The following is a 19,080-nucleotide window of genomic DNA, read 5'->3' as shown; positions in this document are numbered from 1 at the left end:
GAACGGGCTGGGGTAGACCGTGAGTCAACCTTCTTGATAAAGCCCCTGTTACGCAGCCGCAGGAGCATCGGCCCGAACTGGCGAGGCTCCGGTAACTCCGGCCATCCATCAGCGCGCATCGTGTTCTGCACGTCCGCGTTGATGAACTCCGTCCCTACCGGCAACGCAAGGATCAACTTCTCTGCTGTCGCGAGATACCTCCCTGGGTCAGGCGTGGTTGCCGGTTTTGGTTGCTCAGTCATCCCGATACCCTCGATCCGCTCGATAGCCCCGCTGCGGAGATCGCTAGTCGCCATCGCTGCCCTCGATCCCAGTTTGGACGTCTCCGGGCGCCTTTTCAGCGCGTTCGACTAAAGAACAGTCGGCGGCGGATTGGGCTGATGTCGGCTACGGGTTTGACCGATGGGCGCACTGCATCCCACGGCACGCAGTGGCGCAGCGTGACCGCGGTCAGGCCCGGAATGAACCGGTGGAGTCGGTGTTCGCACCCTGCGCTATTCGCGCGGTGACGGGTCGTCTGAGGTGTTCAGGACATCGTTCGTCGGATGCGGCACCCGCGGTCAGGTTGGACCTGGGCACTGCTGAATTCACATCAGGTTCTCCACCGGTGGTGCTTGTGTGAGGGGTATGTTCGCGGGGTGGGAGGCAGGCTGGCGCTTGTGGTGGGGTCGGAGTGTGCGGCGTTGCACCGGTTGGGGTTTGCGGACCGGTTGGCGAGCGACCTTTCTGACCGGTTGAGCGCGTTAGGAGGGTGGGAACCAGCCAGGAGTTCGGGTGGTGCGCTGCTGAATCCGACAATCACGGAACTAGTTTCGGCGGTCAAGGCCGCGTTCACGGCGGCCTCGGAGCAGCAGGCAGCATTGCTGATCAGTTTCATCGGTCATGGTGTGGTGACCGGTGATGGGAACTTCTTTCTGCTGGCACGTGATTCGCCTGCCCTGCCGGAGTCTGATACCGCATTGCACCTGGTTCAGGTGTTGAGCGAGCAGATGGACCGTCATCCGGTGGATGGGCTGATCGTCATGATTGACGCATGCGAAACCCAGGGGGGCCTCACCGGTGCTTCACAGCGGCTGACCGACCGGACCGCGTTGGCTGCCAAGCGAATCGAGCTGCTGGTAGCGACCGGCCACGAGAACGCCTATGACGGCTGCTTTACTCGCACCGCACTGTCTGTGTTCGAACACGGACTCCCCGCCCGCGGGGAGAACCTGCTGCCGGTAGATCTGTTGGATCCGTTGGCCTCGGGGTGTCCGCGTCAGGTGCCCGGGCACTGGGGTGTGGCCCATGGTGGAGATCCGGGTCTGTGGCTGGTACCGAACGTCGCTCGCCGCGATGACGCCGTGCAGGGGCGGTCGACGGCGGGGTTAGTGGATCAGCTCACCGAGGGCGTGGTCCTCACCGATACGTTGCTGTGGCGGGTCGCCGAAGTGTTCAGTACCACCAGTATCCGCCTGCGCGTGGTGATCGGCCCGGCAGGCTGCGGCAAATCAACGCTGATGTCAGTGCTGATCCGTCCGGGACTGCTCGGGAAGACCTGGTTCAGCCCCGATTATGTGGCCGCCGCCGCGTTCGTCTCTGCGGCTACGTCACTGGGGTCACTCGCGATCGAGCTGTCGGAGCAGCTGTATCGGCGTGTCGAAGGGTTCGGCGCGGCTGCCGCGCTCGCCGCGACGCGTGGTGAGGATGACTCGGACGTCGATGTTTTCGAGTCGATGGTCTTAGAACCGTTGGCGCAGATCGCAAACCAGTGGCTGCCGATCAACATCGTTATCGACGGTCTCGATCAGGCCGAATCCGGTACCCGTGACCTGATCTTGGCCGCGCTGGCGAAACTGGTCGAGAGCGACGAACTCGAGCATGTGAAGCTGATCGTGGGAATCCGGGAGGGCACCGGTCTTGAGGACCAGCCGCTGTTCGCCGGAATGCATTGCGTCCAGATCCCACCCCCAACACCAGAGGAGATCGCCGCGGTCGTGGACTCAGCCCATATGGCAGCGACTCGAGAACTCCCCGACACAGCCGCGAGCGACTGGGAGCGGTGGATTAACCGGCTGCGGGGGCAGTCCGATGTGGGTGGGTGGCTGCTGGCACGGTTGCTGACCGAACTCGACAGCGACGACGCACTCGAGATCCGCGGCGGCATCACCGTGGCCGGGCTGGTTGAAAAGCGTATCCACCACGCCCTCCGCACCACCGATCCCGCAACACCCCGACCGATCCCAGCCCTGCTGGCCGTGCTCGCCGCGGCGGGATCTGGCCCGGTGTTACCGGTCGAGCTCCTGCACGCCGCGCTTACCGCACTCGGTCACACGGTGACCGCTGCAGGTCTGCGTGACAGTGTGGTTGCACTAGGGATGTTGATCAGCCGAGGCAACCCCGGAACCTCCGAGGAATTACTCGGACTCGCCCACGAGGAATTCATCAACCCGATCGGCACCGAAGCAGATCGACTCGGCATTGTCTCCACCGACGCACACCGAGCGATCACCACAGCATTCGAAACCGTCACCGGTGACCGCAGCCTCGCATACGCCCGCGCGTCCGGTGTGCGTCACCATTTAGCCTGCGGTGAACCCGCCGCCGCCATAAAACTACTCGCCGACTTGGACACCCCACGCACGGCTGATAGCCGCGATGCTTGGGCGTCCTGGCTGCCCCTGATCGACCAAACGCTCGGGCCCGACCACCCCGGCACCCTCGCCACCCGCAACAACCTCGCCCACTGGCGCGGCCGGAGCGGTGATATCCCCGGGACGATCGCCGAATTCGAGCGGCTACTCACCGATCGCCTGCGGGTGCTCGGACCCGACGACCCTGGCACCCTCACTACCCGCAACAGCCTCGCCTCTTGGCGCGGCCGGAGCGGTGATATCCCCGGGACGATCGCCGAATTCGAGCGGCTACTCACCGATCGCCTGCGGGTGCTCGGACCTGACCACCCCGACACCCTCGCCACCCGCAACAACCTCGCCGGCTGGCGCGGTGAGAGCGGTGATATCGCCAGAGCGATCGCCGAATTCGAGCGGCTACTCACCGATCGCCTGCGGGTGCTCGGACCTGACCACCCCGACACCCTCACCACCCGTAGCAACCTCGCCAACTTGCGCGGCCGGAGCGGTGATATCGCCAGAGCGATCGCCGAATTCGAGCGGCTACTGGCCGATCGCCTGCGGGTGCTCGGACCCGACGACCCCGACACCCTCGCCGCCCGCAGCGCCCTCGCCCACTGGCGCGGTGAGAGCGGTGATATCGCCGGGACGATCGCCGAATTCGAGCGGCTACTCACCGATCGCCTGCGGGTGCTCGGACCCGACGACCCCGACACCCTCACCACCCGCAACAACCTCGCCTCTTGGCGCGGTGAGAGCGGTGATATCGCCAGAGCGATCGCCGAATTCGAGCGGCTACTCACCGATCGCCTGCGGGTGCTCGGACCTGACCACCCCGACACCCTCACCACCCGTAGCAACCTCGCCAACTTGCGCGGCCGGAGCGGTGATATCGCCAGAGCGATCGCCGAATTCGAGCGGCTACTGGCCGATCGCCTGCGGGTGCTCGGACCCGACGACCCCGACACCCTCGCCGCCCGCAGCGCCCTCGCCCCCTGGCGCGGTGAGAGCGGTGATATCGCCGGGACGATCGCCGAATACGAGCAGTTACTCACCGACAATCTGCGGGTGCTCGGACCCGACCACCCCAGCACCCTCACCATCCGCAGCAACCTCGCCGGCTGGCGACGTCGGATGCAGGAAGGTTCCTGATCGACCTCTGCGGGTTGGAAACATCGGCATCCAGCATTGTGCTAGCCCTCTCCTTCGAGTGAGATGACTTCGATGTTCCTCGAGCCTGGACCCGTGCCGGGGCCTCCGAAATCTATAGGCGTTCTTCGAGCACTTTCACGAGGGCCGCGGCCATGAGGGCCACGGCCCGATCATCGTCGTGGGCCAGTTGACGCAGGGTAGTGAGCGCGATGGTCCCCGGCATTTCGGCGAGTGCCTGTGTCAGCCGCATCCGCACCGCCGAATCCGCTGTGTGGGTGGCGAGTTCATCGACCATCGCACTCATGATCCGGTCCGCCCACTCGGCGTCGTATGCCAAGGTGCCCAGTATCTCGGCTGCCTCGACATCGTTCGGGCCTTCGACCACGGTGTCGACTAGCGTCGGCACTGCTCGGGTCACGCCCCGCGCGCCCAGTGCCAGAGCAGCATGTCTACGGGTCGTCGTGTCCGTATCCCCGAGCGCGTCCGTGAGCACTGCGGTCGGCGCGTCGCCGGGTAGCTCGGCGAGGGCCAGGACCGCGCGCCGCCGGATGGCGATGTTCTCCGAGCTCATGGCGGGTATCAGGCTTGCCACACCGTCACCGCCTGCCCTCGCGAGGGCCCACCGCAGGGCCCCGGCAACGTTCGGATCGGATTCGATGAGGACCGCCTCGGCCAGCAGCTCGGCGGGCATCGGCAGATCCTCGGCCGGGGCCAGGACGGCTTGCTGCCGCCGCGCGGCACTCGGCGATGCCAGTCCGTGCAGGAGCTCGACGATGCGCGCGACGTCCTGCCAGCTGGAGGGCTCGGCCGTCTCGACCGTACGGAGCCGCTCGAGTAGCTCCTGCTCCCGGTTCAGTCGTTCCTCGGCTTTTCGGATGAGGTCGCCGACCAATGCGGACGGGGTGAATCCGGGATCGTCGAGAGCGGATCCGATCTGGCGCAGTGACAGTCCCAGGGATCGCAGACCCTCCACGTGGAAGATCCGCCGGATGTCTTCGGCAGAGTATTCCCGGTAGCCACCTACAGTGCGGCCTGTGGGTCGTACCAGGCCGAGGGAGTCGTAGTGCCTGAGCATCCGGGCGCTCACCCCCGAGCGGCGCGCCGCCTCACTGATCAACACGCAGTTGCCTCCTCCTGGTCTGGACCGAGCGCGACGACCCGTCGTGCCTCATCGACAGCGAGGTCGAATCCGGCATCCGGGTCGTGCAGCAGCCGCCGCGTGGCGCTCGCATGCGCATGCACCGCCGGGTCGTGACTTGCCATCGCCGCCTGCAGGATCGGCTCGATCACATCGCCGAGCGCGACGAGGGCACGGCTCAGACTCAACCGTACGTCCCGGTCACCGCGCCCGAATTGCGTGGCCAGTTCCGTGGCCAGACCTTCCTTCTCCCCATCGGGCGCGAGAACGACGGCAGCGCGCCATGCACTCCGTGCGACCTCGTCGTCGGAATCGTGCAGCAACGACCGCGTGATTGCGGGCCACACGTTCTTGTCCCCGATCTTCGACAGCGTATGCAAGGCCTGGCTCCGAGCCTGTGCGCGTTCGGAACAAAGTTCCGCGCGCAGTTTCGGAACCGTAACCTCCGACGCGAGGCGGGTCAGCGCCCACGTGAGCATGTCGCGCACGAAGAAGTCCGGCTCGATCGCACACCGTTCTACGAGCACATCAACGAAACCGGGTACAGGATGCGTACCGATTGCCAGGGCCGCCTTCAGCCGCGTCGACGAGTTCTCAGCGGCCAGCAGCCGCGTGTCCTGTGAATTCCTGTTTGTCGAGTTAATGGGGACCACCTCCGACCGCCAGTGAAAGCCTTCTCACAGTGACAATGTCAAGTTCACGGGCGAGACGCTCAACTCCACGAGCACATTCGGGCGCCGGCCCGCTCGAACTCATGGCTGAATTCCGGCACCGCAAACCCGAGAACCTGCGCCACTACTTCAAGCTCTCCGCCCAGGCCATGCGCGGCCTCGCGAGCCTCATCGGCCCTGAGCTGAACGACACCGATGACCAGCAGCTACCGAACTTCGTTTTTTTTGCGCGGTTACTACCGGAACCCCGTCAGTTGGGTTCTGGGATTGGAGAAGCAGTCCAGTCGCCGAAGGGGAATGTTGTGGCGCGCAGCCCATCTGGCCAGCCTGCGGAACCTGCCGTTCCACCGCTTCGACGCCAACCGCGTCTGGCTCGCGCTCGTCACGCTCGCACTCGACCTCACAGCCTGGATGCAGACCCTCGCCCTCACCGACCACCCAGCCCGCCGCTGGGAGGCGAAAACCGTACGGCTGCGGCTGTTCTCGATCCCCGCTCGCCTGGCCCGACACGACCGCCGCGTCCACCTACGCCTGTCGGCCCACAACCCGTGGACCAACCTCGCCCTCGGCGCTCCGCCCGCCTGGCAGCGACCTGAACAGCGCCACGTGCCCCTACAACCATCGAAAGGACATCACCGGGCCCGTGGAACCCGGCAGCCCACCCGCTGACACGGGCCGCTCAACCACACCCACCCGCCCGGATGCCATCAGAAAATCGCAATCCGAACCCGATCACGCCGGGCCGAAGGCCCGGCGAAAAATCGAGGTTAGTTCTCCATAAGTTGCTTGAGTTTTTCCGTCTCCTGCACTTGCTGTTCCTGTTGTAGTGCGAAGCTGGTCGAGGCTGTGTGCAGTGCATTTCCAATCTGTTCAGCCACGGGCTTAGCCTCATTTAGGCGCTTCTGAATGAATTCCGCAGCCCCAATATAGGCTTCCCACATCCCAAAGAATAGAGGCCCGAACTGTACCACTGTATATTTTAACGGGTCGATCTCTGCAGCTGTCTGCGCCAACTCTGGAGCAACGTCGTTCAGCCAAACCTTCGACACTTTCTCAAGAAGGTCGACGTCTACTTTCAGCTCTCTCGCCACTGAACATCACTCCTTAACTGTTCGGCTTTTGCATTTCGGGGACGGCCCTTATCGCTGTCCGTCTCATTATGGATCTACAATTTTCCAGATCGCCATTTCAGCTTCTGCAGGTGCCGCGCCATTCCACGGATGGTCCTGGAAGTTTTCATCGGTTAGAAGCGTTCGATACTTTGGTTTCGCTGTGCCTTGGTTAGTGATGTCCACTACCGAGATTCGCGATGCAATTGCAGTCTTCTTGAGAAGGCGCGCGATATCAGTGGCGACCGGACGTAAATCGTCGGGACCGGCCGACGCTGCCACATCGAGGCTAACGGTAACTGATATTTTGCCCGGGTTCTCGCTCCTGTCAGTTGTGTATACCGTGAATAGGCAAGTTCCTGACGGAAAAGAAAGTTTCGCAATTTCCGCCGTCAAATATTTCTCGTCCGCGTTCTGCGTTTTTCTGGATTTCCAGTCCACGCACGGTGCGGAAGCAACTGTCGACACCGCTTGGGAACTAGAACTCGGCTGCGCAGTTGGCGTAACATAGTTGCTTGAACCGCACGAGGACAAAACGAATATCCCAGCGACGACGGCTATGGTCTTTGGTGCCGACTGGAGGTGATCAAAGACTGCCGCTCGTGGGGATTGCGACATACGGCGGCCATTGCTGGATTGCGACTGAATGCAGTTCATTTCTCCTTCTCCTCACCGTCTTGATGCCAATCATCATCTTTACTATCGTAAAGATCGCTTGCACTGCTGGGCCAAGTCACAGAACCCGATTTGGCAACATCGAATCCGGTTGGGGAGTGGATGAGATTCTTCAGGTCATTCATCGCGACGTACACTTTGCTCTGGACTTTTATGAAGTCAGTAATTGCCTGAACGACGAGCTCAACTGCCGCCACAACGGCACCATTCAGAGTGTCGATGGTGAAGGGCACACTGCCGCCGGCTGTGGATCCCGCTTCCGAGGCGAACGTTGCCACGTTAGCGATTATCGTAGCCAGCTTGCCGACTATGTTGTAGTAAAGAGTTTGACCCTCTTCTGCCACCGTTATGAGTTTGTCATGAATGGTGGTGCACATAGTGTCGATGGAGGCCATAGCAGCCTGCTGGCTCTCTTTTGTTGTCTTAAAAGACTTGTAGGCGCTCCCGTCCCATCGGCCCTCCATGTTCAGATCGCGCTGGTTCAGCATGCCGTTGCATCCGCGGACCTCGCCGCCTATCCATTGCCACTTGGCTGCGTAGTCCAGGAACAACCAGGGAGCAAACATCCCCTCAATAGCTTCTTTTAATTTTTCGAACAGCTCAGCGAGCTTCTCTTGTATATCATCCCTGATATCGCTCACCTTCAAGTACACCAGGGGTGCAATATACTTCAACTTATCGACTGCGTCATTAATTTTATCTGGCGCCTTCTTGACTTCATCGACCTTCGCCGAGAAGTCCTCTCTAACCTTCGCCAGGCTCGCTTCCGTCAATTCAACCATAAGAATCCTGTGTCCACTCTAATCATGTCTTCGATCTGTCGAGTCGCTAACCGTCCCCTACTGAGGCGTGTGAGTTCGCGGCATGCGACTAATACGATTGGCCAATGAAATCGGGATCGTTCAATCCGTGAACTTCCCAGTGTCATCATCAGCTATCTTGCAATAGATAATTCTCATGCTCTACCACCCGCGAGGCCACCTGGCTATCCGGTTCTCGATCCATGTAGACGTCTTTTATAGGCTTAGGTCTATTCGCTCTGATCTGCTGACAGCATTCGAGGATATCCTGGGCCACGAAATTAGCATCGATTTCATTCGCCCAGGTCGCGTCGATACTGATAGAGATGAGCTTCGCCGAAGACGCAGTGACTGTCAGCACTGGCTGGCCGTATGCGTTTCGCCCTGGCCCATGAACCGTAATCGGCTTTTCGAGATATAGCTGGTCATATAATTCTCGAAAATCTTCGATAGTGCGGGTCCTTAACAACATCGGAGCAGCGTCGCGCAGCGACGGCACTGTCGACGGAGGCAGCGTTCCGGCCTCGACCATGCGAGCAGTCATATCGTAGAGTCCAAAGCGATAAGCGTCCATAATTGACTGGCCCTGTTGCGCCGGCTCGAACGCATTCTTCCAGTCGCGGCTCAGCTTGATATTTGTAGGCAGGCGATCGGGGCCAACCTCCACAGAGACCAAAGATGATTTCTGCGGCGGGGTGATGCCAAGCTTTGTCATCAGAGCGGCCGACTCCGACGAACTCAACGTGGGCGTGGTATCACGGCCGGCAGGGGAAGAGCGGCTGAACGACGAGGACGAGGATGTCGCGGGACGAGGCTCAGTCGACGGTGGTGGTGGCTGGTACGAAATAGGTTGACCTACGGGTTGGTGGTACGAGGGCGGGGCCTTGGGTGTCGGCTTGAGAGGTGCCTCGTCCCAGTCTTCATCGGGGTCATCGTAGTGGTTGTAGAACCCGCCGGCCATCACTTCACCTCTCGGCAGTCGCTGGCCGACAATGCGGGCAGCATGGTCATTTCACGAATCAAGTTAACCCCCCATTCGAGTTGATCTCCGCCGTATTCGGACGTGACTACCCTGTCTCCCACCATTCGGATTTCTTACAGCCCTGGCCAGGAGAAGATCTTCGCCTGGGCTGGCGGTTGCTTCGGCAGGTTCGCCTCCAGGTCCTGGTATTTGGTGGCCTGGTCGGTGTCGACGCTGGTGATGCGTTCGCGGACGGTGCGGAACAAGGTCTGGAAGTCTTCGATGACCTTGTAGTGCGATTCCATGACTGCGTAGACGTTGTTCGGGTTCTGCGTGCTCTGTGACTTCTCTCGCCAGCGCGAGACCATCGTCTTGGCTGAGATCAGGTCCCGATCTCCCTGCGGCTCGAATTTTTCACCGAGACCCCACTTGTCCTGGATGGAGATCTCGGTCATTCTGTTCTGGATGTCTCGGATCTGTTCCTTGAAGTATTGGCAGTCACGGTCGACGTAGACGAACTTTTCGAGGTCCATACGTACCGTTAGCCGACCTTCACGGGCTTCGGTGATCAGGTTCGCCAATGGACTCTGTGTTGTCTTGTCGTTTGCCATGTGGGGTCCCCTCCCAGTTCGGTCTGTAAAGCAGTGATCAGGCAGTCGCTGGCAGGCTGGGTACAACCTTTTCGGCCAAGCCTCGAGCGAGCACACACGAGTCGGTGCTGCCGGTGTCACGGTTCGACGGCGGATTATTGAGGTTGATCTCGAGGCTTCCGCCCTTCATCTCAACATCTACGGTGCATGCCTCTTTAATGAAGGGGCCGTCGAATTGGCGTGTCGAGATCGCCCGCCGTCCGCCGACGGTGAATTCGGTGGCCTCAGGGAAGTTGCGGCTGCGGACGAGGGCGATGGTGAGATTCGTCGTCCGGATGCTCACTCCGTAGCCGTCCGGCCTTATGTAGGCGCACCCGCGCCATTTGACACCGGCGCTCGAATCGTCATTGGCGATGCGGGTTTGGCGCAGCTTCTCTGAATCCAGCACGCTTTGCGGGACGTCTTTGCAGGGGTCATAGCTGTGCGGCGCATCAGCCGCGAGTGATGGTCCCGTGCTCGTCGGCGTAGCTGGCTTGGCGTCTCCACCGGTCGATGGCCCACATCCCGAAAGCAGGACAACAGCGCCGACCGCAAACGCGGTGCCGAGCAGTGTGTTTCCCCTGCTGGTCATGTGTTCCTCCCGGTCGCCGGCTGTATCGATGACATCGATCAGGGCCGGCCCGGCTCCCCGCCCCCTGTTCAGCTGGATTGAACGTACCGGCCGGTCAACCAGCGTGCAACCGTCGAGGGGCTGGGCTCCGGCGAAGTAGAAGGTGTGCGCAGCAGACGCGGACCGCGACGTGGATGCCTTGCTGATGCGCAGAGTGTCCTATGACTTGCATGAGGATGTCGGTGTCGGATTGCGACGTCGGCCCGACGGCATCCGTGATCGCCAAGCCGCCGAAGCTGTTGCATGGGCTGGACTTTCACAGGGGTGACAGGCCGACGGCCCCGTTTCGACGTGAGCTCGTCGCGCGGGGCCGCTTCGTGGGTGTTCGGTAGTTTGTGTCCGGCTTAGGCTGGGCGGTTGAATTCTCCGTCGGTGACGCCAGCGGTGAAGGCGTCCCATTCGCTCGGCGTCAAGGTCAGTGCTGGGCCGGTCGGGTTCTTCGAATCTCGGACGCCGACCCTGCCTCCCGCGAGCCAAGCCACCTCAACACAATCGGTTTGGCCGCCGCTGTAGCTACTCTTGAACCATTCGGCCTCGGGCTGGTCAATGCCGGTCAAGCTCAAACTCCTTCGTCGCAAGGGGCCGCTCGATGGGGTTGGGGGGTTTGTGAGCTCAGGCGGGGCGGTTGAACTCTCCATCGGTGACGCCAGCGGTGAAGGCGTCCCATTCGCTCGGCGTGAAGATCAGCGCCGGACCGGTGGGGTTCTTCGAATCGCGGACGCCGACACCGCCTGCAAGCCAAGCCACCTCGACACAAGCGCCTTGGCTGCCACTGTGGCTGCTCTTGAACCAGGAGGCTCTAGATAGGTCAATGTTGTTCACGCTCAAGCTCCTTTGTCACCCGGCGAATTAGCTCCCGGGTCTGTCCTTCATCCAGCGATGCGCTTCGAATGGCCTCTGCGAGCTCACTATAGAGCCGCACCTCGTCGGGCTTCTCGAGGTAGACGTCCTGGGTAGGCCCGCCTTCCAGGTAGACGATCGGCGGCTCGATCGGATCATTCCGGGTGCCCGTGTCGAAGCGCAGGATGGCGAACAAACGATACGGCGTTCCCCAGGTCAGGCCCGCGTCGTAGGGATGTATCCGCAGCGTGACGTTCGGCAGCTTCGAGATCTCGGCCAAGTGCCGGAGCTGTGCCCCCATGATCCTCCGGCTACCGACCATCCGGTGCAATGCCGACTCGTGCAGCAAGACTTCCAGCTCCACCGGATTGGTCTTGCGGGTGACGATGGCCTGTCGTTTCAGCCGATGTTCGACCCGGCGGTCGATATCGTCGCCGCTGCTGAATCCAGGGTATGCGCCGATGATGGCTCGGGCGTAGTCAGCTGTTTGGAGTAGGCCAGGGACGTGTTCGTGATAAGTGATCTGTTGCCGCGCACCTGCTTCGAGTCCGACGTACATGTTGTACGCGCCGGAGTACAGGCCGCCATACGCGTGGTACCAGCTCTGTGTCCTGGCCATGGCTGCCAAGTCGATGGCGGCCTCGGTGTCATCTGGGCCGATGTCGTAAAGCTCGCACAGGGCGCGGACATCCTGTTTACGTACCTTCTGGGTCTGTCCCGCTTCGATCCGTTGCAAGGCTGAGGCGGACAGGTCTACCAGCTTCGCGGCGGCGGCGACGGTGAAGCCGTTTGCGTCGCGCCAGTCGCGCAGGAACCGGCCGAGCTGGCGTCGCGGCAACGTCGAGCTGGGTACAGCATCGGTGTCACCATCGGGACTGGTCATGATCTTCTTCCCCCTTGTCGCGGAAACGGATTGAATCAGTCACGCAATCGGGTCCGTTGTACCGCACTATCGGGTCGGTTCGTGGGGCTTTGGATGAATTCCAATTGGGTACCCGATTTCTCTGGCTCCTGGCGGTAGCCGGTGGTGTGCTTGGTTGCAGCGTACGGATGACACCGCATTTTGGAGGCCGCAAACATCTCCAAAATGCTTGAACTGCAACAACTTCGACTGAGTGCATCGCCCTCGATTCCGCCCCACGAGCGAACAGCACCCCTTCCTGCCGGTCATCCGAACGCCTGACAACTCAGCACACCGACCAGGTTCCGGGGGAACCATGACACACACGCAAGCCATCAAGTCGCTGCTGACGACAAGCGACAAACCGAAAGCCATTGGGTTCGTACGCAATGACGTGTCCGGTCTGGACGCGCCACGCCACGCCACGGATGTGCAGCGGCACGCTCGCAAGCTCGGCTACCAGTACGTCTACACCGTGCGACCACCGGCCGACGTCGACCCGATCGGGTACGCGCTCGGCATAGCGGCCGGACTGGGAGTGGAGGTGATCGTTGTCTTCGACCTCGGGCAAGTGGACTGTCTGCCCGCCTTGATCTGCGATGAAGGCTTCGACTTGGAAACCGTTTGCCCGCAAGGCATGTGGGCGCGTAGCGCGCAACCCAGGCCCGGCGTCGAGATGGGGGCCGCGTAATGCGCGAAGACACAATCGTCACACCACCGAACATCTGCGGCTCAGCCGAAGTCGAGCTCGCGCACCGGCAGATGCGGCGGCACTGTGCGTGCCGGATCGACCGGTGCGCGTGGAAATGGGTCGCGTACTACACGCTCGTGCACCACGGCCGGATCGCGCCGCAGGAGTTCAGCCCGCGCGAACGCGCCCACCTGCGTGGCATCGACTTTCCGACCGACACCACCGAACGCTGCCTGCCCAACGGCGCACCCGAAGTTCTCACATTCCACCAGGTGCTCGACGGGCTCGCGCAACTAGCGCTACCGCCGATCTATCCGGGTAATGGCTGTGAGCGGTGAACGGCGTATGGGCGCCTGGCAGGTGGTGCACAGCATCCTCGCGGTTGTCGGGAGCGGCGCGTGCGCCATGGTCGGGGTGGCGTGCGTGTGGCCGGTCGACAAGCCGAACCGCCAGCGGTCTGCTCGAGGACGCTGCGCCATCCGGCCGGTCGAGTGGCCGAAGGCGTGGACATGCGGCCCACCCGGTCGGCCGTTCACGCTCGCCGACGCCCATCTGGCAATGCAGCTGCACCGCGATCACGACTGCGACCGCAAGCATGCCGCGTTCGACGCGCTGGTAGCCGCCGGACGCATCCATCCCGATTCATCACGCCGACATCGACTTTGGGGGAAGCCCTGGTGAACGAGAACGAAAGGCAGTCACGGCCCGTGACGCGGCAGCCGGATTCGTTTGTGGCGCAAGTGCGCCTCCTCGAGGCTCGGGCCGAGCAGGCCGGATACCTACTCGTCCATGCCGAGCATTCACCGGGCGGCTGGACTCTGTTGGCTGCCGAAGATGGCGAGCGCATCTACAGCGGCAGCCTGGATCAGATCGACGCGTGGTTGAAGTCGTAGCAGCCGCGATGTGCCGGGAAATGGTCCTGGTCGGCTCCGCCGGACGTAGCAAGGACAGGGGAGAGGTCCGCCTCGCTACGTCCGTGCCGGCATGGATTCGGCCCTGGTCCCGATCCCGTGGTTCAGGAACGGCGCGACTGTTGCCGCGTCCTGTGCCGCGAGCAGGGCAAGCGTCGCGCTCGTCGGATCGAACATCACTGCTACCAATGACATTCGAGACAGGAAGCTTCGGTGCGGAGTACGGAGGAGTCGGGCAACGGTTTGTGGCCGCACCAAGCCGAGGCTGTCGAGAAGATCTGTGTCGAGCTGGGTGAACGGGGCCGGGCGACGGCCGTGGCCGCGTGCGGAACCGGTAAGACGCTGATCGGTGCGGAGTGCTCGGTGCGTTTGGTGCCCGCCGGTGCCGTGCTCATCGTGGTGCCCACCCTGGAGTTGTTGTCGCAGACCGCGCTCGCCTACGTGAGTCATCTCGGTTCGGCGGCCGGTGTCATCGCGGCGGTGTGTGGGGACAAACAGGTCACGGATCCGGCCGCCGAGCTGCGAACGGAGCTGACCGGATTACCGGCCGCAGTCACCACCGACCCCGCGGTGATCGCTGGTTTCGCCGGGCGAGCCGAGCGCGTCACCGTGTTCGCCACCTATGCGAGTCTCCCGGTGATCATTGCGGCGCACGCCAAGAACGGGCTGGGATGCTGGGGTTTGGTCGTTGTGGATGAGGCCCATCGCACTGCCGGAGTGCGGGGGCAGTGGGCGCAGATACATGAGGATCGGCTGGTGCCGGCAACACGGCGGCTGTATCTGACTGCGACGCCACGGATTATGACGATCGGTGGCACCGACAGTGTGAGCATGGACGATCCCACGGTGTTCGGTCGGCAGGTGTTCCAGCTGCCGTTCGCATCCGCGATCGAGTCGGGCCTGCTGGCCGACTATCGCGTGGCAGTGGTGACGGTTACCGACGCCGAGGTGGCGAAACTGACTGCCGCGCGCCGGCTTGTGAGTGTCGATGGGCGCGCGGTCTCGGCGCGGATGCTGGGCATGCAGGTTGCATTGGCAAAAGCGGTGCGCGACTACGGGTTACGACGTGTGATTACCTATCACGGACGGGTCATGGCGGCGACCCGGTTCGCCAGGGGGTTGGCCGCGGCCATCGACCTGTTGCCCGCGGTTGATCGACCACCGTGGGAGGTGCGGGCCCGTTGGGTCAGCGGGGACATGCCGCCGCAGCACCGCCGTGCCGCGCTGGCCGCACTACAGCGCCCCGGCGACTCGACAGTGGTGGTCTCCAACGCCCGCGTTCTCGCCGAGGGGGTGGACGTACCCGCCTTGGACGCCGTGATGTTCGCCGACCCGCGCGACTCGGTCACCGACGTGGTGCAGGCTGTCGGCCGGGCTTTGCGACGCGGCGGCGAAACGGGAAAGATCGCCACGATCATCGTGCCGATCTTCCTCACCGAGGGCGAGAATCCACAAGCGGCGCTGGATGGTTCGGAATTCGAGACCGTCTGGCGGGTGGTGCGGGCGTTGCGTGCGCATGATGAACGGATCGCCGACTACCTTGATCGGCGGCGTCAGCTGTCGCGGCCCGGACAGCCCGAATCCCGGGAAACCGGTTGTGTCCCTGGCTGGTTGCAGATTGATGGCGCACCCGCACGAGTAAGCGATGCGTTCCATCGAGCGATCCTGCTGCGCACCGTGGCGACGACGACCTCACCATGGTGGGAGAACTACGGCGCTCTCGTGGCCTTCCACGCCGAGTACGGCCACGCCGATGTCGCCTACGACTACCGCACTCCCGATGGCTACCCGTTGGGCCGGTGGTTGGGGCGGTGCCGCCGCGAATACAAAGCCGCGACACTGCGCACCGACCGGGTTGCGAAGCTGGAAGCCCTCGGCGTGGACTGGGATCCGTTCACGACCAGATGGGAAACGGGAATCGCCGCATTGCGCCGATTCCGCGCCGAGCACGGACATGCGAACGTTGCCGCCGACTACCGGTCTGCGGACGGACGCCGGTTGGGCGAGTGGCTGGCGCAGTGCCGCACTCGGCAACGGTCCGGGAGGCTTTCGGCGGTCCGGGTGGCGGAGCTGGAAGCCCTTGGAGTGGGCTGGGATTCGCTAGCCGTCAAGTGGGAGGCCGCGATCGCCGCGCTGCGTGCTTTCCATACCGCACACGGGCACGGCGATGTCGCGGTCTCGTACGTGACTGCTGATGGCTTCGAGCTGGGGCATTGGCTGTGCAAACGCCGCGAGCAGTACAAGGCGGGCACCTTGTCGGAACGGCACGCCGCAGCCCTGGAAGCTGTTGATATCGACTGGAATCCGGCCATCAGCCGTCGCACGAGTCGATGGAAGACGGCGCTGGCCGCGATCGACGCCTATCGGACGCATCATGGTCACACAGACGTCCCGGCCACCTATATCGCATCGGACGGTTTCCAGCTCGGCAAGTGGCTGTCGCGCCGCCGCGAAATGTTCCACGCTGGGACGTTATCGAGCGAACAGGCCACTGCGTTGGCAGCCGCAGGCATCGACCTTGCCGAACAGCGATGGAGCCGACGGCTGTGGAACCGACACCTCGAAGATCTGGCCGCGTTCCGCCGCGAGTACGGGCACGCCAACCCTGCCCAAAGGTATGTGACACCAACGGGATTCCGGCTCGGTGCGTGGATCAGCGGATGCCGAACCAGCTACCGTTCGGGCGAATTGACCGCGGCCCAGATCGACGACCTGCGCCGCCTCGGCGTTGACCTGGGCCCACAGCTCACCGGCGGGACCGCACACAAACAATCGCGATGGCGGATCGGAGTGGAACATCTCGAGGCATACCGGAGCGAGCACGGCCACGCAGGCGTCGACAACAGTCACCGCACCGTGGACGGATTCCGGCTCGGCGCATGGCTTGCGCAATGCCGCCGCGACCATCGCTCGGGTACGCTACCCGCGGACCACGCCGGCGAACTCGAAGCACTCGGCATCGACTTGCGCGGTTCACGAGAAACCTTGTGGGACAACGCCATCACCGCCTTGAGCGCCTATCGCGAGCAATACGGGCACATCGACGTCCCCACCCACCATGTCACCCGCGACGGCTTCCGGCTCGGCACATGGCTCCGATCACGCCGCAACGACTATCGAACCGGCCGGTTATCCGCACAAAGAAAGCAGGCCCTCACCGAACTCGGCATCGACTGGCACCCCGCCCGTGGCCGGAAGTCCAGCACGGAGGCGCGGTGGGCAACCGTTCAGTGAAGGGTCTCCACCCAGCCTCGAGCAGCCTGACTCTCGACGACATTACGAGCGAGACCACTAAGTTCCACAGAGGGCCCGATCTGCAAGGACCGGCTCTTTTGTATGCCCCTTCAGTGGAAGAAGCTTTGGTTGCGCCTCTCATTCAGCTCGATCAACTCGTCTTCGCTGAGCTCGTCTTCGTGCGCCGGTGCGGGACGACGTCGCGGTTCGGGCACTGGCGGCGCCGGACGTTCGACGGCGCTCTCCAGCGTCTCCCGCACCGCCTCGATCCGAGGATCGGCGCTGAATTCGGCCAGGCGTTCTCGCACGTTGATGCGCGCTTCCTCCAGGGCTTCCCGGGCCAAATCAGTGATCAGCTTCCCGAGTTCGACCCCATACGGCGTGACGCTCTCGTCGATGCGAACCGCGGCCAGGGTCCCGTCCGCGCCCACCTCGACGGTGACTCCATATCGACCGGCGCTGGCCCGATCGGTCAGCAGCGCGCGCCGCACCGCGTCCATCCGGCCGTTGATCGGATCGATGTCCTTACTGTTTGGATACACCGTCGACTTCGCCCTCCACGTGTCCAATACAGTCGTGTTAGCGTAGCCCGCTTCCAGGGGAGGGACTAATGACCGAGCTATATGTTGATCAACCCGCAGTTGAAGGCATGATCGGCGCGCTGAACCAATCCCGCGATGCGCTGGCACAGATCCCCACCAGCAGCTTCATCGCCGCGATCGAGCAGGCGCTGCCCGGCTCCGGTCTCGGGCACGCCTTCATGAAGGCTGGCTGGCGAGCAGGAGCGAGCGTGAAGGGTGTCAATGCCCAGCTAACCGAAATCGCGGACAAGGCGGGCATCAGCATCGTCGAGTACAACAACCGCGACCAGACGAACGCCGGTGCGCTGGAATCTGCCGGGGACGCCCCCCGATGAGTTCGCTACCACCGACAAAGTCGCAGATTCGCAGCTGGAACGTCGCACCCCTGGCAGACCAGGGCCTGGAGTGGGGCCGCGGCGTCAAGACGATCACCGACGAACACGGCGCTGTCTCCCGCCAACTCGCCGATTCCCCGGGCTTCTGGCGCGGCCCCGCGAGCGACGCCATGCGCGACAAAGGCACCGAAGCGCTGTCGTCGATGTCCAAGGTGGCCACTGCCTTTGAAAAGGGCGAACTGGCGAGCCCTCAGATCGCGCAGACCCTCGGCTTCGCGAAAACCACAGCAGTGAACGCGATTGCGACCGCCGAGGAGCAGAAGTTCATCGTCGCCGAAAGCGGTGCCGTCGGCTACGACGACACGACAGTAGGCTGGCTGCTGAGCTACCCGGACACCTCGTGGCTGACTGCGGACTATGTCTTGCGCGCGATTGCGAAGCAACACGAAAGCGACATCGTCAAGGCGCTCCAAGCCGCCGCCGACGCCGCGGAAAACGCCCGCAAATCCATCGAAAACGCTTTCGCCGACGTCCCGATCCCACCTGGCGCCGTACTCGATCGGATCCTTGTCGACAATCAGGTAGAGGCAGACCCCGGGGGCATGGTGAAGTGGCCGGACGGTGCGCTCGCGACGCTCATGGGCTTGAAGCCCGGGTTCGAACCACAGAGCGTGACGGAGGCCGAAGCGGCCATGCTCGAACAGCTCAGCCTCGGCGACAAGATCAGGTTCTACAACATCAAGACCGAGGCCGAGGAGACGGCCGAATCGCTCTTTCCCAACGAGAACACCCAAGACAACCACACCGACGCCTACCGGCACGCCTACTGGAATGCCTTGATGACGCAGGAATTCGGCGAGGACTGGACCAAGGAGTACACCTCCAAGCACGAAGGCCGCCCCGACAATGCCGCCGTGCGTGAGGCAATGGACTTGTACAACAACGAAATCGGCCGCAAGATCGCGTTGGCGAATCCTGATGCCAGCCAGGAACAGCTGCAAGACCTCGTCAAGGATGCCGTCGACCGCGGCGATACCGTGCTGATCAACCAGAACCAGAGCCTCAGCTTTACCAATCAGGTCGGACAGGGCCAAGCCGTCGATTCGTCCGAGTTCGATAAGAATCCACAGTTCCTGCCCGGCACCCCGTCACCAAATGATCGACCGTCGCCCAAATAGTGCGGACTTCCCTCTCGCGACCATCGGAGAC

21 protein-coding genes and 1 pseudogene are annotated in these 19,080 nt (G+C 62.9%); 9 read left to right on the top strand and 13 right to left on the bottom strand.

Annotated elements, in window-relative coordinates; genetic code table 11:
* The first annotated feature begins 734 nt into the window (after nucleotides 1–734).
* A complete protein-coding gene (locus tag OHA42_RS38170) occupies nucleotides 735–3,764 on the top strand; it encodes a tetratricopeptide repeat protein (RefSeq protein ID WP_406233260.1) in 3,030 nt (1,009 codons plus the stop codon).
* Nucleotides 3,765–3,876: 112 nt separating this feature from the next.
* Here the strand turns inward: OHA42_RS38170 and OHA42_RS38165 are convergent, their stop codons facing one another.
* Together OHA42_RS38165 and OHA42_RS38160 are read right to left on the bottom strand one after the other, a co-directional pair.
* A complete protein-coding gene (locus OHA42_RS38165) occupies nucleotides 3,877–4,884 on the bottom strand; it encodes a HEAT repeat domain-containing protein (protein WP_406233258.1) in 1,008 nt (335 codons plus the stop codon).
* On the bottom strand, nucleotides 4,878–5,555 hold the full coding sequence (locus OHA42_RS38160; RefSeq protein ID WP_406233256.1) for a HEAT repeat domain-containing protein: 678 nt from the start codon (nucleotides 5,553–5,555) through the stop codon (nucleotides 4,878–4,880). Before OHA42_RS38160 ends, OHA42_RS38165 begins: the two co-directional genes overlap by 7 nt.
* 345 nt (nucleotides 5,556–5,900) lie before the next feature.
* Between OHA42_RS38160 and OHA42_RS38155 the strand changes: the two are divergent.
* Nucleotides 5,901–6,122, top strand: a pseudogene (locus tag OHA42_RS38155) (transposase); the annotation flags it as partial.
* Nucleotides 6,123–6,340: 218 nt separating this feature from the next.
* Here OHA42_RS38155 and OHA42_RS38150 read toward each other — a convergent pair.
* From OHA42_RS38150 to OHA42_RS38110, 9 genes are all read right to left on the bottom strand, one after another.
* Nucleotides 6,341–6,664 (bottom strand): hypothetical protein, encoded by a 324-nt coding sequence (locus tag OHA42_RS38150; RefSeq protein WP_406233254.1) that lies wholly within the window; start codon nucleotides 6,662–6,664, stop codon nucleotides 6,341–6,343.
* 66 nt (nucleotides 6,665–6,730) lie between these two features.
* A complete protein-coding gene (locus OHA42_RS38145; RefSeq protein ID WP_406233252.1) occupies nucleotides 6,731–7,123 on the bottom strand; it encodes a hypothetical protein in 393 nt (130 codons plus the stop codon).
* Nucleotides 7,124–7,335: 212 nt separating this feature from the next.
* Nucleotides 7,336–8,139: a hypothetical protein gene (locus OHA42_RS38140; protein WP_406233250.1), complete on the bottom strand. Its 804-nt coding sequence runs from the start codon at nucleotides 8,137–8,139 to the stop codon at nucleotides 7,336–7,338.
* Nucleotides 8,140–8,287: 148 nt separating this feature from the next.
* A complete protein-coding gene (locus OHA42_RS38135) occupies nucleotides 8,288–8,872 on the bottom strand; it encodes a hypothetical protein (RefSeq protein WP_406233248.1) in 585 nt (194 codons plus the stop codon).
* 380 nt (nucleotides 8,873–9,252) lie between these two features.
* The gene (locus OHA42_RS38130; protein WP_406233246.1) at nucleotides 9,253–9,729 is read right to left on the bottom strand and encodes a hypothetical protein; all 477 of its coding nucleotides are present in this window, start codon (nucleotides 9,727–9,729) and stop codon (nucleotides 9,253–9,255) included.
* A 37-nt stretch (nucleotides 9,730–9,766) separates the two neighbouring features.
* Entirely contained in the window at nucleotides 9,767–10,339 is a 573-nt protein-coding gene (locus tag OHA42_RS38125; protein ID WP_406233244.1) for a DUF3558 domain-containing protein, read from the bottom strand.
* 383 nt (nucleotides 10,340–10,722) lie between these two features.
* Entirely contained in the window at nucleotides 10,723–10,935 is a 213-nt protein-coding gene (locus OHA42_RS38120; protein ID WP_406233242.1) for a DUF397 domain-containing protein, read from the bottom strand.
* Nucleotides 10,936–10,990: 55 nt separating this feature from the next.
* The gene (locus OHA42_RS38115; protein WP_406233240.1) at nucleotides 10,991–11,200 is read right to left on the bottom strand and encodes a DUF397 domain-containing protein; all 210 of its coding nucleotides are present in this window, start codon (nucleotides 11,198–11,200) and stop codon (nucleotides 10,991–10,993) included.
* A complete protein-coding gene (locus tag OHA42_RS38110; protein ID WP_406233239.1) occupies nucleotides 11,187–12,101 on the bottom strand; it encodes a helix-turn-helix domain-containing protein in 915 nt (304 codons plus the stop codon). The genes OHA42_RS38115 and OHA42_RS38110 overlap by 14 nt, the downstream gene beginning before the upstream one ends.
* A 334-nt stretch (nucleotides 12,102–12,435) precedes the next feature.
* Between OHA42_RS38110 and OHA42_RS38105 the strand changes: the two genes are divergently transcribed.
* The 4 genes from OHA42_RS38105 to OHA42_RS38090 are packed head-to-tail and all read left to right on the top strand — an operon-like array spanning nucleotide 12,436 to nucleotide 13,703.
* Nucleotides 12,436–12,810: a hypothetical protein gene (locus tag OHA42_RS38105; protein WP_406233237.1), complete on the top strand. Its 375-nt coding sequence runs from the start codon at nucleotides 12,436–12,438 to the stop codon at nucleotides 12,808–12,810.
* Nucleotides 12,810–13,148: a hypothetical protein gene (locus OHA42_RS38100; RefSeq protein ID WP_406233235.1), complete on the top strand. Its 339-nt coding sequence runs from the start codon at nucleotides 12,810–12,812 to the stop codon at nucleotides 13,146–13,148. Before OHA42_RS38105 ends, OHA42_RS38100 begins: the two co-directional genes overlap by 1 nt.
* Nucleotides 13,138–13,491, top strand: coding sequence for a hypothetical protein (locus OHA42_RS38095; RefSeq protein ID WP_406233233.1), 354 nt, complete (start codon nucleotides 13,138–13,140; stop codon nucleotides 13,489–13,491). Before OHA42_RS38100 ends, OHA42_RS38095 begins: the two co-directional genes overlap by 11 nt.
* Complete coding sequence (locus OHA42_RS38090) at nucleotides 13,488–13,703, top strand: hypothetical protein (protein ID WP_406233231.1); 216 nt, start codon at nucleotides 13,488–13,490, stop codon at nucleotides 13,701–13,703. Before OHA42_RS38095 ends, OHA42_RS38090 begins: the two co-directional genes overlap by 4 nt.
* Nucleotides 13,704–13,778: 75 nt before the next feature.
* On the opposite strand, the gene OHA42_RS38085 is transcribed toward OHA42_RS38090, so the two are convergent.
* Nucleotides 13,779–13,916, bottom strand: coding sequence for a hypothetical protein (locus OHA42_RS38085; protein ID WP_406233229.1), 138 nt, complete (start codon nucleotides 13,914–13,916; stop codon nucleotides 13,779–13,781).
* 18 nt (nucleotides 13,917–13,934) lie between these two features.
* Between OHA42_RS38085 and OHA42_RS38080 the strand changes: the two genes are divergently transcribed.
* On the top strand, nucleotides 13,935–16,955 hold the full coding sequence (locus tag OHA42_RS38080; RefSeq protein WP_406233227.1) for a Helicase associated domain protein: 3,021 nt from the start codon (nucleotides 13,935–13,937) through the stop codon (nucleotides 16,953–16,955).
* A 110-nt stretch (nucleotides 16,956–17,065) separates the two neighbouring features.
* Here the strand turns inward: OHA42_RS38080 and OHA42_RS38075 are convergent, their stop codons facing one another.
* Entirely contained in the window at nucleotides 17,066–17,497 is a 432-nt protein-coding gene (locus tag OHA42_RS38075) for a hypothetical protein (protein ID WP_406233225.1), read from the bottom strand.
* Nucleotides 17,498–17,604: 107 nt separating this feature from the next.
* Between OHA42_RS38075 and OHA42_RS38070 the strand changes: the two genes are divergently transcribed.
* Nucleotides 17,605–17,871 carry a hypothetical protein gene (locus tag OHA42_RS38070; protein ID WP_406233224.1) on the top strand — a complete coding sequence of 89 codons (267 nt, stop codon included), beginning with the start codon at nucleotides 17,605–17,607 and terminating at the stop codon, nucleotides 17,869–17,871.
* Complete coding sequence (locus tag OHA42_RS38065) at nucleotides 17,868–19,049, top strand: DUF6973 domain-containing protein (protein WP_406233222.1); 1,182 nt, start codon at nucleotides 17,868–17,870, stop codon at nucleotides 19,047–19,049. The genes OHA42_RS38070 and OHA42_RS38065 overlap by 4 nt, the downstream gene beginning before the upstream one ends.
* Nucleotides 19,050–19,080 lie beyond the last annotated feature (31 nt).

The sequence above is a fragment of the Nocardia sp. NBC_01009 genome, from assembly GCF_045208035.1.
Taxonomy (GTDB): Bacteria; Actinomycetota; Actinomycetes; order Mycobacteriales; family Mycobacteriaceae; genus Nocardia.
The sequence above is the reverse complement of the archived record's forward strand: the minus strand, read 5'-3'. Positions and strand labels throughout refer to the sequence as shown.